We start from the raw sequence: 16774 nt of genomic DNA, 5'->3' as shown, positions 1-16774 counted from the left end.
GCCTGCGCCTTCGGACGCCCCGCTGCATCGCTGCAGCGGGGCGTTTTTCATTGGCTATGTCACCGTCAGGTGTGGAAACGCTCCCAGCGTTGCCTTCAATAATGTTTCTGGCGAACGGATGCGCCCGGCATCTAGTATCCAGCGCCAGCCCAGGTAGTTCGGCAGGTAGCGCGTCGCGACGCCGTGAAAGGGACCCAGCCATTGCCGCAGTCGGCTGTGATAGGCGTTGACGTTCTGCACATGGGCGGCACCCTGCACACGGATGCCGGCGCGCAAGTTGACGGCCTGGTGGCTGATGCCCGCTTCCCTGGCGAAGGCCCGATAGGCCGCATGACCATCGGTGACCAGCAGCACATCCTTGTCGATGACGGGCAACAAACAGTGATGCAGATGCGCCTTGGTCAGCGCTCCTTTGCCCGTGACGAAATCGAGGGTCTGTCCCGTGCGGTCGCGCGCCACCAGGATACAGACCTGTTCGTTCGATATGCCGCGCTTGTGGGCATGGCCGCCCCGGCAGCGGGCCGGACGCGTCATCTGCCGCGCTCCCTTTTCCGATTCCAGCAGATATAACTCGTCGGCCTCGGCGATGCCGTGCAAGCCATGCGGCCGGTCTGTCTTTGCCAACGATAAAAACCGGTGGCGCCAGCGAAACGTGGTGTTGCGGTGCACGCCCAGTTGAGTGGCTGCCTTGCGCACGGAATCCGATGCCAGCAGGCAATCGGCGTAGTCGAGCCACAGCGATTTATGACGCAAGCGCGCCAGCGGCGTGCCGGTTAGCGCATTGAAGGTGCGCCCGCACGGCACGCAACGGTATCGCTGCAGTCCGTGTGCATGGCCATGCCGGTGAGCATGGTTGCTATTGCAGGCAGGACAGTGCAATCGCTGCCGGGCCACGCTTTCGACCAATGCCACGATGACGTCTTGCGATGCAACCCCGCGCAGCAGGGTGATGCCCGCCAGGCGCTGGCGGCGGCTCAATTCGGCGAACTGGGCGATGAACGTTTTCCATTGGGCTGGCTGCATGGAAGGCTCCCGTTTGTCTGGTATACATAGTCAGACAGCAGGGACACAGGAAGATTCCTGGAGTTCCCCTACTTAGCGGAGACAGAGCCTTTTTCATTGCGCGACGATTTTTGAAAGCACGGAAAAAGCCGCCCCCGTCTGCGACGCCTCCAGCAGCAAGGTCAGTTCCGTATACGTGCAGATGATGTTGATCAGGTTGATCCGCTCCCACGCCAGGCGCTTGAGGATGGCGTGATACACGCCCGGCGTGTAGCAGGTTTCTGGCGCCAGGTGCAAGGTCACGGCCGTCACGCGCTCCAGGCGCGCCAGTTCCTGCTCTTCGCCGAACACCTCTTCCACCAGCGCATGCAGCGAACGGCTGCAGATCACCATCACCTCGTTGACGCCGCGCGTGACCGTGATGAACGTGCCGCGCTGGGGCGCCGCAAGCGCCAGCAACTGGCGCTGGCAGTCATAGGTCTGGTCGGAATAACGGTAGGTAAAAATCATCAATTCGCTGCGTGTGGAGAGCTCTCCCGCGCGGTGCGCCAGCACGATCTCGCCGCTTTTCTGCTGCGGCATCCGTTCGGCCAGCCGGCGCAGCGCCATCACTACGGCGGCCTGCCCCACCGGTTTCCACAAGTCGGTCTGCAATTGCGGCTGCAGCTGGCGCGCCAGTTCCGACAGGTTCAGCAAGCCACGGCCCAATCCCTCGCTGAGAAAGGCCGATTCCATCACGATCTGTTCCACTTTGGTCGCTATCGAAAGCATAGTTCTTCGGGCCGGTGATTCCGGTGCACGCACCAGGAGCCGGCAACCCTTCCTGAAAAAAGGATGCACTGCGCCAGCGGCCACGCCGGGCGGCGCGGTCGGACTCGCGGAAAAGATCCCCCTCGCGGGGGAAGAGCCGGCTGGCGGCGGCTAGGAAGGCGGATGCAGCATGAATGCCGCTCCAGAGGGGAAATGGCTGAAACCAACAGCAGAAAACAGAACTGACGTCATGTGAAACTCCCGATTTTTTTCCCGATGCGCTGTATCTGGACGCGGTCATTGCCGCGTGCGCTTTTTTTGTCTTCGCGTGGTCCGCAGGGAACAACGCGAAGAGCTAGTGTAGATCGCAACATTTAGAAAAGGCAACAGTGTTTTTCCAACAGAACGCTCCATTAGGGGAAGTAGTCCATAACAAAAGTTGCAGCTTGTGGTAGATCAAACTTTCCAACGATGCGATGCCGATAAATGTTCAATTCTTAACAAAAAATCGCGGAGTGACCCATTTCTTGAATTTTTTGACATGGCGATCTCGACAAGTTTAGTGTCCCCCTACCCGGCGTCATGCCACAACAAAACGGCAGGCTATCCGCCCGCCGCCAGGCACGCCGGGGTGGCCATCAGGCATCGCGGCCAGCTCATTCACCATTTCCTTAACCGATACCCTGGAGCAGAAATGAATTTACGTTTGACAATAGTTGCCGCATCCATCGCCGCCCTGCCGCTGATGGCCACCACGGCAGACGCCGCCACGCCGCTGCCACAGACCCTGATGGCCGCCCCGGTCGCCCTGGCTTCTCCACAAGAGACCGCCAGCCTGGTCAACAAGCTGGCCGCGCAGGCGCGCAGCCGTGGCCTGAATACCGAACATGGCTTTGCCGTCGGCGCCCAGCATCCTGGTGTCAGCGGCACGCGCGTGAGCCGCGTACAGCACACCTACAAGGGCTTGCCCGTCTTCGGTTCCGAAACGGTCGTGGTCAGCAACAGCGCCGGCGACATCGTCAGCGAATCCGTGTCGGACCGCGCGTCCGGCCTCGGTAGCGGCGGCGTCAATTCCGTCACCCGCAGCGCCACCACCGATATCGACACCACGCCCGCCATCAGCGCGGCAGCCGCCATCGCCGCCGCCGTGAATAACATCGGCGTGCGGGCCGTCGACCACGTGCCGCCGCATGCGCAGCTGCTGATCTATCCCGTCATGAAAACCGTGCGCGTGGCCGGCGCCGAGAACAAATCGGAAGCCGCGCTGAACGCCCTCGACGTGCAGGACGTGGTCGACCACTACGAGCTGGCCTACCTGGTGCAGACGCGCATGATCAGCGGTAACAAGCCGGTCTACTACGACACCGTCGTCAGCGCCAAGGATGGTCGCATCCTGCGTCAATGGAAAGCCCTGAAAACCGTGGCCGGCATCGGCAACAGCCAGTACAACGGCCAAGTGCCGCTCAACACCACGCTCACGGGCAGCACCTACACCATGAAGGACCCGAGCCGCGGCACGGGCGGCAGCTTCGGCGGCATGGCCATCACGAATGCCAACCACGGCACCAGTTCGGGCAGCGTGTACAGCAGCACCAGCAATACCTGGGGCGACGGACAGCAATACATCAACGGCGGCAGCACCACCAACGCCAACGGCCAGACGGCGGCCGTGAACGCGATGTGGGGCTTGATGAATACCTACGACACGCACAAGAATGTGCTGGGCTGGTCCAGCCTGGACGGCAACAACACGGCCACCCACATCGCCGCCCACGTCAACACGGCCTACGACAACGCCTACTACGACAGCAGCTGCAAGTGCATGTACATCGGCGACGGCGGCAGCTCGTTCAACAACCTCGGTTCCATCGACGTGATCGGCCACGAAATGGGCCACGGCATCACGGACGCCACCTCGGGCCTGATCTACTCGCAGGAGTCGGGCGGCTTGAACGAATCGAGCTCGGACATCGCCGGCGAAATGGTGGAAGCGTATGCGCGCGCCGGCGGCACGGGCACCACGATTCCCAACACGGGCAACGATTGGATGACGGGCAAGGAAATCGCCAAGAATGGCCAGCCGCTGCGCTGGCTGTACAAGCCAAGCAAGGATGGCAGCAGCCCGAATGCGTGGAGCAGCACCATCAAGAACCTCGACGTCCACTACAGCAGCGGCCCGAACAACCGCATGTTCTACTTCCTGTCGCAAGGTTCGAACTCCACGTCCAGCAGCGACTACTACAGCTCCTACCTGAACAAAAGCCCGCTGGCCATGACCGGTATCGGCAGCGACAAGGCTTACCGCATCTGGTTCAAGGCAGCCACCACCAAGTTCACCTCGTCGACCAACTACGCCGACGCGCGCAACAAGGTGCTGCAGGCAGCCGAGGAACTGTATGGCGTGGGCAGCACCGAGGCGACCGCCGTCAAGCGCGCATATGCGGCCATCAACGTGGGCGCCGACGTCGATGAATCGACGACGGGCGGCGCGGTGACGATCACCAGCCAGCCGGCCAGCATCACCGTCGCACCGGGCGCCACCGCCTCGTTCGCCGTGGGCGCGGGCGGCGGCACGGCACCGTACACCTACAAGTGGTTCCGCAACGGCGCCGTGATCAGTGGCGCCACGTCGCCGGCCTACAGCTTCACGGCCGTAGCGGCCGACAGCGGCGCCGTCTTCAAGGCCACGGTGACGGATTCCTCGTCGCCCGCCGTGACGGCCACGTCGAACAACGCCACCCTGACGGTCGGCACGAGCAGCGCCACCGAGCGCGTGACGAACGGCGGCTTCGAGTCCGGCGCCACGGGCTGGAGCGGCACTACGGGCGCCATCGGCACCTTCACGGGCCAAACCGCGTACGAAGGCACGAAGTACGCCTGGCTGGGCGGCAATGGCACCACGGCCAGCGAATCGCTGACGCAAAGCGTGGCCATTCCGGCCGCCGCCACGTCCGCCAGCTTGAGCTTCGCGCTGCATATCGACACGGCAGAAACGGGCAGCACCGTGTACGACAAGCTGGTCGTCACCGTGAAGAACAGCGCCGGTACGGTGCTGGGCACCCTGGCCTCGTATTCGAACGTGAACAAGGCCGCCGGCTACCAGATCCGCACCTTCGACCTGATCGCCTACAAGGGCCAGACCGTGCAGATCTCGTTTGCCGCGACCGAGGATGCATCGCTGCAAACCTCGTTCGTGATCGACAAGGTCAGCCTGGTTACCCAGTAAGCGGCTGAATTGCGGGCAAGCCATCGATACAAGGCTTGCCCGCACGGCACGATTGATTTCCTGGCAATTCCAGTCTACCCTGAGGCAGTGATTGCCTCTTGCCTGCTGCCGGTACCCGCGACGAATTGAACTTTTTTTGGATTGTTCCTGACCGATGCCTACTTCGACCTTGTCCGCACGCGCTGTCCCCTTTTCACATCACCCCATTTTCACGCCCCAGGCCATCACCATGCTCGCCTGAGCCGACGATGCAGTTCCACCTCCAGGTGCAGGGCCCGGCGGGCAGCCAGGCGCTGGCCATCGACGCCGCCAGCGAGGCCGAGGCGATCCGCGCGGCCGTGCGCGGCGGCTGGCGCGTGCTGGCCGTCGACGCTGGCGCCACGTCAGACACGGGCGCCGCGGCGCTGCGTCCCGGCAAGCAGGGCCTGCCCCTGCTGCAATTCAGCCAGGAGCTGCTGGCCCTGCTCGAAGCGGGCCTGAACCTGGGCGAGGCCATGGCCACCCTGCACAACAAGGAAACGCGCGCGGGCGCCAAGGCCCCCCTGGCCGCCATCGTGCTCACCCTACAGCAGGGCCTAAGCTTTTCCGACACCCTGGCCGGTTTTCCCGACATCTTCCCCGACATTTACATCGCCACCGTGCACGCGGCCGAACGCTCGGGCAACCTGCCCGAGGCGCTGGCGCGCTTCGTCGCCTACCAGCTGCAGTTCGACGCCATCCGCAAAAAACTCATTTCCGCCGCCATCTATCCGTGCATGCTGCTCGTCGTCGGCGGCCTCGTGACCCTGTTCCTGCTCGGCTACGTAGTGCCCAAGTTCAGCGTCGTCTACGAAAGCTCGGGCCGCGAGATCCCGTGGATGTCGCAAATGCTGCTCGGCTTTGGCCAGACCCTGGCCGCGCATCCGCTGCTGTGCGCCGGCGCGCTGGCTGCCGTGGTCGGCGCCGTGGTCTTCGGCATCGCCAACCGCGCCATGCGCATGGCGCTGGTGCTGCGCCTCTTGCGCCTGCCCGTGCTGGCAGCAAAGGCGGCGGAATTCCGCCTGGCCCGCTTCTACCGTGCCCTCAGCCTGCTGCTGCACGCCGGCATCCCGCTGCACAAGGCGCTGGCCATGGTCGGCCCCATGCTGCTGCCGGCGCAGCAGGAGCAGCTGGCGCAGGCGCGCCGCGCGGTGCAGGAAGGCATGCCGTTTTCCACCGCCTTGGAACAGGCCGGCATGGCCACGCCGGTGGCGCAATCGCTGCTGAAAGTGGGAGAGAACACGGGCCGACTGGGCGACATGCTGGAACGCTCGGCCAAGTTCCACGACGAGGAATTCGCCCGCTGGGTGGACTGGGCGTCGCGCCTGCTCGAACCGCTCTTGATGACCATCATCGGCGTCGTCATCGGCGGCGTGGTGGTGCTGATGTACATGCCGATCTTTGAACTGGCCGGGAGCTTATCGTGAGGAGCATGCCATGAACGCACGCGACGAAGAACGGGCCGTGCTCGATGCCGCCATGCTGCGGCGCGCCCACGCCAGCGCGCTGGAACAGGGCCGCCCGCAGATGGCCGTGCTGCAGGAAACGGCGGCCCTGCCGCCCGAAGTCTTTTTGCGCCAGCTGGCCGCCCTGTTCCGCTACCCGGCCTGGACGATGGCCGAGCTGCAGGCCGCCTTGCCCGCCTTTGGCCTGCTGCCCTACACGGATTGCGCCCAGCGCGACTGCGTGCTGCTGCAGCCTGGCGTTCCCGGCGCGCCGCCCGTGCTCGTCATCGGCAACCCGTTTGCCGAAGACTTGCTGCAGTGGGCCGACTTCGCCCTGTCCACGTCCTTTACGGTGGCGCTGGCGCACCCGGACGACCTGGCCGCCTATTTGCTGCAGCAGGAAAGCGTGCAGCAGGCGATGCAGGAAATGCAGCATGGGGACGATGTGCCTGGCCTGGACCAGAGCATCGAAGACATCTCGCTGATCCGCATCAGCGAGGACAGCAGCCCGGTGGTCAAACTGGTGAACTCCACCATCTACGACGCCCTGAAATTCCAGGCCAGCGACATCCACCTCGAATGCGACGTGGCCAGCCTGGTCATCAAATACCGCGTCGACGGCGTGCTGGTGCAGGCGGGCCAGGTGCAGGGGCTGGCGATGGCCGAGCAGATCATCTCGCGCATCAAGGTCATGGCCGATCTCGACATCGCCGAGCGGCGCGTCCCGCAGGATGGTCGCTTCAAGGTGCGCGTGAAAGGGGCGGAGATCGATTTTCGCGTTTCCATCATGCCCAATATCTTTGGCGAAGACGCCGTATTGCGCCTGCTGGACCGGCGCGCGCTGACGGAAGCGGCGCAGGCGCTGCGCCTGGAAAGCCTGGGCCTGAACGAGGACGCCATCGAGCAGATCCGCCGCCTGGCCGCCAAGCCGCACGGCATGCTGCTGGTGACGGGACCCACGGGTTCCGGCAAGACCACCACCCTGTACGCGGCCATCACGGAAATCAACACAGGACGCGACAAGATCGTCACCATCGAAGACCCGGTCGAATATCGCTTGCCGCGCGTGCTGCAGATCCCCGTCAACGAAAAGAAGGGACTGACGTTCGCGCGCGGCCTGCGCTCCATCCTGCGCCACGACCCCGACAAGATCATGATCGGTGAAATCCGCGACGATGAAACGGCGCAGATCGCCGTGCAGGCCGCGCTCACGGGCCACCTGGTGTTTACCACCGTGCATGCGAACAACGTCTTTGATGTGGTCGGCCGCTTCCTGCACATGGGCGTCGACGCCTACAGCTTTGCGGCCGCCCTGAACGGCATCGTGGCGCAGCGCCTGCTGCGCCTCAATTGCGCCCATTGCGCCGTCGACGCCAGCGCCGAAGTGCTGGCCGATGCGCAGCAGCTGCGCGACAGCGGCCTGGCCCTGCATCAGGTGCAGGACTGGCAATTCATGGCCGGCAAGGGCTGCGGCCACTGCCGCGGCACCGGCTACAAGGGGCGCAAGGCCGTCGCCGAAGTCTTGATGCTCAGCGACGCAATGCGCGAAATGATCTGCACGCGCGCCCCCCTGAGCCAGATGAAGGAAGAAGCGGCACGCAACGGCTTTCGCCTGGCGCGCGAAGCGGGCCTGGATCTGGTGCGGCGCGGGGAAACCACTTTAGCGGAGCTCAATCGTGTCACTTATTGAACACCTTGCCCGCGCCACCGTGTGCCTGCACCTGGCGCCGCACGGGCTGCACAGCGTGCTGCGCCGCGCCGGCCGTCCCGTGGCGGACAGCGCCTTCCACCTGTCCATTGCGAATCCCGACGCCAGCTGGGAAGTGGCGCTGGCCGCCCTGCGTGGCTGGCTCGAACAGCATAGTGAAAAAAAACTGCCGCTGGCCGTCAGCCTGGCCAGCCGCTGGTGCGCCATGCAAGTGGTGCCGTGGAGCGGCGCCCTGCTCGACCGGGCCAGCGCGCAGCGCTTCCTGCATAGCCAGTTCGCCGCCGTCTACGGCGATGGCGCGCGCGCCTGGCGCCTGGCCGCCGACGACGCGCCCTATGGCAAGCCGCGCCTGGCCTGCGGCATCGATGCGGCTCTGCTGCAAGGCGTGCAGGATGCGGCGGCCGCGCATGGCAGGCGCTGCCTGTCCATCGAACCGATCGCCGGACCGGCCTGGCGCAGCATCGCCGGTGCCAAGCCCGACGCCTTCGCCCTGGTGGAAGCGGGACGGCTGCTGCTGGCAACGGCGAGCGGTGGGCGCATCACGGCCCTGCACAGCCAGTCCTGCGCCACGGACTGGGGCGATGAACTGGACCGGGCCTGGCGGCGCTGGAACTTGCGTGCGCCACAGCTCGACGCCATCGACCAGGTGGCGTTGATCGACTTGAGCGGCGTGCCGCAAGCGAACGTGCCGGAACGCTTCGTGCCCGTCGCCGTGGCCAGCGGCGCCCACCTGATGCGGGAGGCCGCATGGGCCTGAGCCGCCTGGAGTTCCTGCCGCCTGGAGCGGCGCAAACCTTCAAGGGCTGGCGCCTGGCCCTGTGCCTGGCGGGCGGCTTGATGCTGCTGCCGGCCGCCGTGTACTGGCTGGTGCAGACGCAGGAAACGCGGCGCCTGGAAGCGCAACTGGCGCAGCTGCAGCCCGCGCGTCCCGTGCGCGCGCCCCTCTCGGCGAGCCAGCAGCGCGAACGCGACCTCGAACTGAAACAGGTGGCTGCCGCCGTGCGCCAGCTTAACCTGCCCGTCACGCGCCTGGTCAAGACGGTGCAGGCGCCGCGCGACGTGCGTGTAGCCCTGCTGGGGCTGGACCTGAACGCGCAGCAGGGACAGGATGGCGCCAGCGTCCTGAAGATCGCCGCCGAAGCGGAAACGCCGCAGGACATGCTCAATTACCTGGCCTTCCTGAACCAGCAGCCGATGTTCAGTTCCGTGTATCTGCTCAAGCACGAGATGAATGTGAACGCCCCCGAACACCCTTACCGTTTTCAGCTGGAGGCGCAATGGCGGCAATAAAACCCGTGTTAAAAGCTGGCACGCCCGTGGCCCGCGCGCGCCTGCAGCTGCACGTGCCGCCGCGCCTGGTTTGGGAGGCGCAGCGGCTGTGGCGCATGCTGGGCTGGCCCAGTGCCATCGGCGCAGCCTGCCTGGCGCTGGCCGCTTTCGCCGTGCAGCAGGGCGATGCCTTGGGCACGCGCCAGCAGCAACTGGCGGCGCAACTGGCCACTGCCGCCAGACAGGCGGCGCTGCCGCCGGCACCCGTCACGCTCGATGCGGATGCCGACAGCCTGGCCGCCTTTCACGCCTACCTGCCCGCGCATGACAGCATTCCCGACCAGTTGAAGGCCTTGCTGGAAGTGGCGCAAAAGAGCGGCGTCACCCTGGCCAAGGCCGACTACAAGCCGCAGGAAGACGGCAACACGGCCTTTTTGCGCTACCAGATCACCCTGCCCGTCAAGGCTGAATACGCACAGCTGCAAACCTTTATCGTCGACGCCCTGCAGGCGCTGCCCACCCTGACACTCGACTCCGTGCTCTTCAAGCGCGAGCAGATCGAGGCGGGCGAGATCGACGCGCGCATCCAGTTCATCCTGCTGGTGAAGAAGGCGGAGGTGCGCCGATGAAAAAAGCCGTACTGGGAGGCACCGCCGTGGCGACCTTGCTGGCCGCCCTGTTCGCGCCCGAGGACGAAGGCAGCATCGTGGGACCGGCCACGGCCACCACGCGCCAGGTGGAGCGGGTGGCGCCGCTCCCCCTCGTCGTCGCCACTGCCGCTGCGCAAACCAATCGCGCACTGGCCATCGAACCGCGCCGGGGCCTCGACGACGAGGAAGCGGCCACCCTGTTCGCCAAGCAAAGCTGGCAGCCGGAGACGCCGAAAAAAATCATGCTCGACCAGCAGGCGGCCCAGGCCGCGCTGCCCGCCGCCCGCGTCGATGCGAACGCGCCGCCACCGCTGCCATTTCAATTCCTGGGCCGCTTTGTCGACGAAGGCAAGGCGGCCTACTTCCTGCAAGCGGGCGAACGCAACGTGGTGGCGCGCCCCGGCGACACGCTCGAAGAGCGTTACCGCTTCGACGGCGTGGTGCAAGGCGCCCTGCAATTTACCTATCTGCCGCTCAACCTGAAACAGACACTCGCCGTAGGGGACCTCAATTGAAACGACGCGCCGCACGTATGTCTCGTAATCTCATCACCCTGCTCCCAGTGCTGTCCCTGCTGGCCGCCTGCGCCGGCAACCAGGCCTATAACGATGGCCAGGCCATGCTGGGCGCGGGGCGCACGGAACAGGGACTGGCCCTGCTGGAACAGGCGGCGCAGGCCGAACCGACCAACGCCAAGTACCGCATCGCCGTCACCAACGGCAGGATGCGCGCGCTGAACAATCTGAATGGCCGCGCCGAGGCGCTGCGCCAGCAGGGCAAGCTGCCCGAAGCGCAAGCGCTGTACCAGCAGGCCTTGGCGCTGGACGCCAGCAACGACGTGGCGCAGCGGGGCTTGGCCGGCGTGGCGCAGGATGAACGGCACCGCAAGCTGGTGCAGGAAGCGCAGGCCAGCTACCAGCGCGGTGGCGAAGCGAATGTCGCGCAGGCGCAGGAAGCCTTGCGCCAGGTGCTGCAGGAACGCCCCGCGCAGCGCGAGGCGCTGGCCCTGAAAAGCCGCATCGGCGAAGCGTCGTCGAAAAGCCTGCCGGCCGGCGGCAAGCTGGCGGCCGCCTACAGGAAACCCGTCACCCTCGAATTTCGCGACGCGCCGCTGCGCTCCGTGTTCGATTTCATCAGCAAAGTGTCGGGCCTGAACTTCGTCTTCGACAAGGAAGTCGACCCCGCCCTGCGCGCCACGATCTCCGTGCGCGACACCAGCATCGAAGAGGCGATCGCCATGCTGCTGGGCGCCAACCAGCTGGAACAAAGCGTCACCAGCGACAAATCGATCACGATCTATCCGAACACGCCGCAAAAGGTGAAGGATTACCAGCAGCTCGTCGTGCGCACTTTTTTCCTCGCCAATGCCGACGTCAAGACGGTGGCGTTTTCCATCAAGACCCTGCTCAAGGCCAAGGACGTCGTCACCGATGAACGCCTGGGCATCATCATGCTGCGCGATACGCCGGAAATGGTGCGCATGGCCGAGCGCATTATCAATGTGCAGGACCTGGCCGATCCGGAAGTGATGCTGGAAGTCGAGGTGCTGGAAGTCAAACGCACGCGCCTGATGGAGCTGGGCGTGCGCTGGCCGGACCAGGCCAGCCTGACCTTGGCCGGCGTTGCAGGCAGCACGGGAGGCCTGGGCGGCCTGAAAGTGGCGGACCTGCACCGCATCAATGGCAACAATATCAACCTGGGCATCGGCGGCGTCACCCTGAATGCCAACAAGACGGACAGCGACAGCAATATCCTCGCCAACCCGCGCATCCGCGTGCGCAACAAGGAAAAAGCCAAGATCCTCATCGGCGACCGCGTGCCCGTCATTACCGTCACGACGAATAACGGCGTCAGCTCCGACAGCGTCAACTACATCGACGTGGGCCTGAAACTCGACGTGGAACCGAACGTCTACCTGGACGACGAGGTGGCCATCAAGATCAACCTGGAAGTGTCAAACGTCGTCAAGGAAGTCATCAGCAAGACGGGCACGCAGGCTTACCAGATCGGCACGCGCAGCGCGTCGACCGTGCTGCGCCTGAAGGATGGCGAGACCCAGGTGCTGGCGGGCCTGATCAGCGATGAAGACCGGGGTACGGCCAACAAGGTGCCGGGCGTGGGCGAACTGCCCGTGCTGAACCGTTTGTTCGGCAGCCAGAAGGACGACGCCATGCGCAGCGAGATCGTACTGTCGATCACGCCGCGCCTGCTGCGCAGCATCCGCCGCCCGGACCTGATGACGGCCGAATTCAACTCGGGCACCGAAGCATCCGTGGGTGGCCGCGCCAGCGTGGGTGGCTCTCCCGAGGCGATCGCCGCGCCCGAGCAGGCCGCGCCACGCACCGGCTCGCCCATGACGGGCGGCGACGAGGCGCCCGCCGCCGGCGAAAAATCAGGCAAGGGTGGCCAGTGAAGCCAAGGGGATTTACCTTCATCGAGCTGATGATCACCCTGGCCATCATGGCGACCCTGGCCACGGTGGCAGTGCCGATGGCGCAGGTGGCCTTGCAACGGTCCAAGGAGCAGCAATTGCGCAGTGCCCTGATCGAGATGCGCGAAGCGATCGATGCCTACAAGCGTGCTTCGGACAATGGCCGCATCAAGCTGTCGCTGGGCGCCTCCGGCTATCCGAAAAAACTCGAGGAACTGGTCGAGGGCGTGCCCGACCAGCGCAGCCCGTCCAAGCAAAACATCTATTTCCTTCGCCGCCTGCCGCGCGACCCGTTCCAGCCCAGGGAAGAAGGCAGCGCCGCCGACAGCTGGAGCAAGCGCGCCTATGCCTCGCCGCCCGACAATCCCAGCGAAGGCGAGGACGTGTTCGATGTCGCCTCGCGCTCGACCAAGGTGGGCCTGAACGGCGTGCCGCTCAATCAATGGTGAACCCGATGCCTGCCTCTTCTCTACGCCGCGGCTTCACCCTGGTCGAACTGCTGGTGGTGCTGGCGATCATCTCGCTGCTGCTGACGATCGCCATCCCCCGCTATTTCGGTTCCGTGGAAAAATCGAAGGAAGTCGCGCTGAAGGAAAACCTGCAAGTACTCAGGAGCGGCCTCGATAAATACTATGCCGACAAGGGCGAGTATCCGGCCGCGCTGGCCGACCTGGTGACCCACCATTATTTCCGCAGCGTGCCGCTCGACCCCGTCACGGAGTCCGCCGCCACCTGGCAGCTGATCCCTTCGCCCAATGGCGAGATCGGCGGCGTGGCCGACGTGCGCAGCGGCGCCAAGGGCAAGACGCGCGAGGGCATCCCCTTTGAGCAGCTCTAGTTTTCAACGCCGCGCACAGGGCTTCGCGTATATCTGGACCCTGATGCTGGTGGCTTTCATGGGCGTGGGCCTGGTACTGGCCAGCGAATTGCATGCCACGGCCGCGCGGCGCGACAAGGAGCGCGAGCTACTGTTCATCGGCCATGAATTCCGCAATGCGCTGGGCCGCTACTACGACAGCACGCCGGGCGACGGGCGGCCCCGCTATCCATTGACCCTGCAGGAACTGCTGCGCGACCCGCGCTTTGCCAACGCCCGGCGGCATCTGCGCCGCCTGTATGCGGATCCCGTCACGGGCAAGGCGGAATGGGGGCTGCTGCGCCAGGAGGGACGCATCGTCGGCATCCATTCGCTGTCGCCGCAGTTGCCCATCAAGCAGGACAATTTTCTCGATGAAGACGCAAGCCTGCGCCGCAAGCAGCGCTACGCGGACTGGCACTTCACGTATCCGCACGACCTGGTGCTGGCCCCGCCCGATGCGGCCGGCGGCGCGCCCGGGCTCAAGCCGAAAGGCGCGAACTGATATCATGCCCGCATTCCATATTCAGCATCGAGCAAAGGAGCAGGCATGAGCATAGGTGGCACTTCCATCGAACAGGCATTGGCATCGCTGTCGGACATGACGGGCGGCATGGTCGCCATCGGCAAGGACGAACATGCGCAACGCATCGCCAAGGCGCAAGCGTTCATGCGCCAGCAGGGCATCGCCGCGATCTACCTGAACGCGGGCGCCAACCTCACCTATTTCACGGGCACCAAATGGTATGCCAGCGAACGCATGGTGGGCGCCATCCTGCCGGCGAGCGGCGACATCGAATACATCGCTCCCGCGTTCGAGGAAAGCACCTTGCAAGGCTTCATGCTCATCGAAGGCCGTGTCAATTGCTGGGAAGAGCATGAAAGCCCTTACCAGCTGTTCGCCGACGTGCTGGCGCGCATGGGGATAGCGCAGGATACGGCCGCGCCGCCGCGCGTAGGCATCTGCGAAAGCGCCGCCTTCTTCATCTACGATGGCGTCAAGCCGCTGGCCCCCGGCTATGCGCTGGAAAACGCGCGCACCGTCACGGCGTACTGCCGCAGCCGCAAGTCCCCGGCGGAAATCGCCCTGATGCAGCGCGTGATGGACATGACCCTGGCCGTGCACGTGGCCACGGCCAGCATGCTGTACGAAGGCATCACGACGGTGGAAGTGGAAGAATTTATCCAGCGCGCGCACCGCAAGGTAGGCGCGCCCCGCTCGTATTTCTGCATCGTGCTGTTCGGCGAGGCGACCGCGTATCCGCATGGCGTCAACTATGTGCAAACCCTGAAAGCGGGCGACACGGTGCTGATCGACACGGGTTGCCAGGTGATGAACTACATCTCCGACATCACGCGCACCTATGTGTTTGGCGCCATCAGCGAACGCCAGCGCAGCGTGTGGAACAGCGAAAAGGCCGCGCAGGCCGCCGCATTCGCCGCCGCCCAACTGGGCGTGCCCTGCGGTGACGTCGACCGCGCCGCGCGCGTGTCGCTGGAAGCGGACGGCTTCGGTCCCGGCTACAAGCTGCCAGGCCTGCCGCACCGCACGGGCCACGGCATTGGCCTCGATATCCACGAGTGGCCCTACCTGGTGGGCAATGACACGACGCCGCTCGACGTGGGCATGTGCTTCTCGAACGAACCGATGATCTGCATCCCCGGCGAATTCGGCATCCGCCACGAAGACCATTTTTACATGACGACAGACGGTCCCCGCTGGTTCACGCAGCCCGCGCACAGCATCGATGATCCGTTCGGGCTGCGGGCCTAGCTTGACGCCCTTGTGTTGGATTACGCTGCGCTAATCCAACCTACGTCTTCGCCAACGCCAACGGCCGTGGCACGGGCATGCTGGACAAACCGCCCTGCGCCAGCTTGAACACGGCCAGCGCCGTGCCCAGTTGCACGGCTTGCTCCTGCAGCGATTCGGCCGCCGCCGACGCTTCTTCCACCAGCGCGGAGTTTTGCTGCGTCATCTGGTCCATGCTGCCGATGGCCACGCCGATGTCGCCGATGCCGGCACTTTGCGCCTGGCTCGCGGCGCTGATGTCAGCCATGATGTCGGCCACTTTTTTCACGGAATCGACGATCTGGCCCATGGTCAGCCCCGCCTCGTCGACCAGCTTCGAACCGACGTTCACCTTGGCCACCGAATCGCCGATCAGTTGCTTGATCTCGCGCGCCGCGGACGCGCTGCGCTGCGCCAGGCTGCGCACTTCGGACGCCACCACGGCAAAGCCGCGTCCCTGCTCTCCGGCGCGCGCCGCTTCCACGGCCGCGTTCAAGGCCAGGATGTTCGTCTGGAAGGCGATGCCGTCGATGACGCCGATGATGTCGACGATGCGTTTCGAGGAATCGTTGATCTCGCCCATGGTGGTGACCACCTGGCTGACCACTTGCCCGCCCTTCACGGCCACCGACGATGCCGACACCACCAGTTCGTGCGCCTGGCCCGCGTTGGCGGCGTTGTCGCGCACGGTGGAAGTCAGACTGTCCATGCTGCGCGCTGTCTGATCCAGGCTGCCCGCCTGCGATTCCGTGCGCGCCGCCAGGTCCGCATTGCCCTGAGCGATTTCCGCGCTGGCCACCTGGATGGTTTCAGCCGACGCCTTGATACCGGACACCATGCCGGCCAGCCGGCCGCGCATCTCCTTCAGCGCCGCCAGCAGGCTGTCCTGGTCGCCCGCCTCGGTCACAATCTGCATCGAGAGGTCGCCATCGGCCACGGCGCGCGCGATCTGGCGCGCATATTCGGGCTCGCCGCCCAGCTGCTGCCAGATGGCGCGCACGACGAAATGCGAGACGGCCACCAGGCAGACGATGACGGCCAGCGCCACGGCGATGCTGGTATTGAGCGCATTGCGCACATTGGCCGCGCTGCGTTCGATGCCCTGCTTGAACTGCAATTGCGCCTGTTCGTTGGTCTTGGCCAGGTCCGTGTTGAGGACCGCCAGCGCGCCCTGCATGCGCGCCACGGTCGCTTGCGGGTCGCCCTCTTCCATTTCCAGCATGATGCGCGCCGCGCTCAGTGCCGGCGCATAGTAGGCATCGAATTCCTTGGCCAGGCGCTGGCCCTGCTCGCGCTGGCCGGGAATCGCCGCAAAGGCGGCCAGTTTTTCACGCAGCTTGACGGCCTGGCCGCCGACTTGCCCGATGCGCTCCTTGTCGCCTTCGCTGACGGCGTCGCGCAGGGCGTCACCCACGGCGGCCACGTCCAGGGTCAGCGACTTCGCCATGTCGAGCACGGGATAGTCGGCGCTTTCCGTGGCGTGGATGGAATTGAGCGTGGCCGTGGACAGATAGGCGCTGACGGCCAGCCCCATCCCGAAAATCACGGCCGAGACGACAGGCAGCGCCCATATCTTGCGTTTGATGCTCATTGCTGTCTCCTGATGGTATGTGTACCGGGCCGCCGC

15 protein-coding genes are annotated in these 16774 nt (G+C 65.1%); 12 read left to right on the top strand and 3 right to left on the bottom strand.

Annotated elements, in window-relative coordinates:
* Positions 1-54 precede the first annotated feature (54 nt).
* On the bottom strand, positions 55-1023 hold the full coding sequence (locus SKZ59_RS01855; protein ID WP_319990660.1) for an IS1595 family transposase: 969 nt from the start codon (positions 1021-1023) through the stop codon (positions 55-57).
* Positions 1024-1116: 93 nt separating this feature from the next.
* Positions 1117-1773: a hypothetical protein gene (locus SKZ59_RS01850; RefSeq protein WP_034746413.1), complete on the bottom strand. Its 657-nt coding sequence runs from the start codon at positions 1771-1773 to the stop codon at positions 1117-1119.
* 673 nt (positions 1774-2446) lie between these two features.
* Between SKZ59_RS01850 and SKZ59_RS01845 the strand changes: the two genes are divergently transcribed.
* From SKZ59_RS01845 to SKZ59_RS01790, 12 genes are all read left to right on the top strand, one after another.
* Entirely contained in the window at positions 2447-4978 is a 2532-nt protein-coding gene (locus SKZ59_RS01845; protein ID WP_319990659.1) for a M4 family metallopeptidase, read from the top strand.
* A 248-nt stretch (positions 4979-5226) separates the two neighbouring features.
* On the top strand, positions 5227-6423 hold the full coding sequence (locus SKZ59_RS01840; protein WP_319990658.1) for a type II secretion system F family protein: 1197 nt from the start codon (positions 5227-5229) through the stop codon (positions 6421-6423).
* A gap of 10 nt (positions 6424-6433) precedes the next feature.
* Positions 6434-8131, top strand: coding sequence for a GspE/PulE family protein (locus tag SKZ59_RS01835; protein ID WP_319990657.1), 1698 nt, complete (start codon positions 6434-6436; stop codon positions 8129-8131).
* Positions 8118-8906 carry a hypothetical protein gene (locus SKZ59_RS01830; RefSeq protein ID WP_319990656.1) on the top strand — a complete coding sequence of 263 codons (789 nt, stop codon included), beginning with the start codon at positions 8118-8120 and terminating at the stop codon, positions 8904-8906. The genes SKZ59_RS01835 and SKZ59_RS01830 overlap by 14 nt, the downstream gene beginning before the upstream one ends.
* Positions 8897-9439, top strand: coding sequence for a hypothetical protein (locus SKZ59_RS01825; RefSeq protein ID WP_319990655.1), 543 nt, complete (start codon positions 8897-8899; stop codon positions 9437-9439). The genes SKZ59_RS01830 and SKZ59_RS01825 overlap by 10 nt, the downstream gene beginning before the upstream one ends.
* Positions 9427-10047 carry a type 4a pilus biogenesis protein PilO gene (gene pilO / locus SKZ59_RS01820; protein ID WP_319990654.1) on the top strand — a complete coding sequence of 207 codons (621 nt, stop codon included), beginning with the start codon at positions 9427-9429 and terminating at the stop codon, positions 10045-10047. The genes SKZ59_RS01825 and pilO overlap by 13 nt, the downstream gene beginning before the upstream one ends.
* On the top strand, positions 10044-10583 hold the full coding sequence (locus SKZ59_RS01815) for a hypothetical protein (protein ID WP_319990653.1): 540 nt from the start codon (positions 10044-10046) through the stop codon (positions 10581-10583). Before pilO ends, SKZ59_RS01815 begins: the two co-directional genes overlap by 4 nt.
* A gap of 17 nt (positions 10584-10600) precedes the next feature.
* On the top strand, positions 10601-12481 hold the full coding sequence (locus tag SKZ59_RS01810) for a secretin and TonB N-terminal domain-containing protein (protein ID WP_319990652.1): 1881 nt from the start codon (positions 10601-10603) through the stop codon (positions 12479-12481).
* Complete coding sequence (locus SKZ59_RS01805) at positions 12478-12948, top strand: type II secretion system protein (protein WP_268747017.1); 471 nt, start codon at positions 12478-12480, stop codon at positions 12946-12948. The genes SKZ59_RS01810 and SKZ59_RS01805 overlap by 4 nt, the downstream gene beginning before the upstream one ends.
* 5 nt (positions 12949-12953) lie before the next feature.
* On the top strand, positions 12954-13337 hold the full coding sequence (locus SKZ59_RS01800; protein ID WP_092712201.1) for a type IV pilin protein: 384 nt from the start codon (positions 12954-12956) through the stop codon (positions 13335-13337).
* Positions 13324-13860, top strand: coding sequence for a type II secretion system protein (locus SKZ59_RS01795; protein ID WP_319990651.1), 537 nt, complete (start codon positions 13324-13326; stop codon positions 13858-13860). The genes SKZ59_RS01800 and SKZ59_RS01795 overlap by 14 nt, the downstream gene beginning before the upstream one ends.
* Before the next feature lie 45 nt (positions 13861-13905).
* Positions 13906-15129 carry a Xaa-Pro peptidase family protein gene (locus tag SKZ59_RS01790; protein ID WP_319990650.1) on the top strand — a complete coding sequence of 408 codons (1224 nt, stop codon included), beginning with the start codon at positions 13906-13908 and terminating at the stop codon, positions 15127-15129.
* A gap of 40 nt (positions 15130-15169) precedes the next feature.
* On the opposite strand, the gene SKZ59_RS01785 is transcribed toward SKZ59_RS01790, so the two are convergent.
* On the bottom strand, positions 15170-16738 hold the full coding sequence (locus tag SKZ59_RS01785; protein ID WP_319990649.1) for a methyl-accepting chemotaxis protein: 1569 nt from the start codon (positions 16736-16738) through the stop codon (positions 15170-15172).
* Positions 16739-16774: the final 36 nt, after the last annotated feature.

It is taken from the genome of Janthinobacterium sp. GMG2, from assembly GCF_033949445.1.
Lineage (GTDB): Bacteria > Pseudomonadota > Gammaproteobacteria > Burkholderiales > Burkholderiaceae_D > Janthinobacterium > Janthinobacterium aestuarii.
The sequence above is the reverse complement of the archived record's forward strand: the minus strand, read 5'-3'. Positions and strand labels throughout refer to the sequence as shown.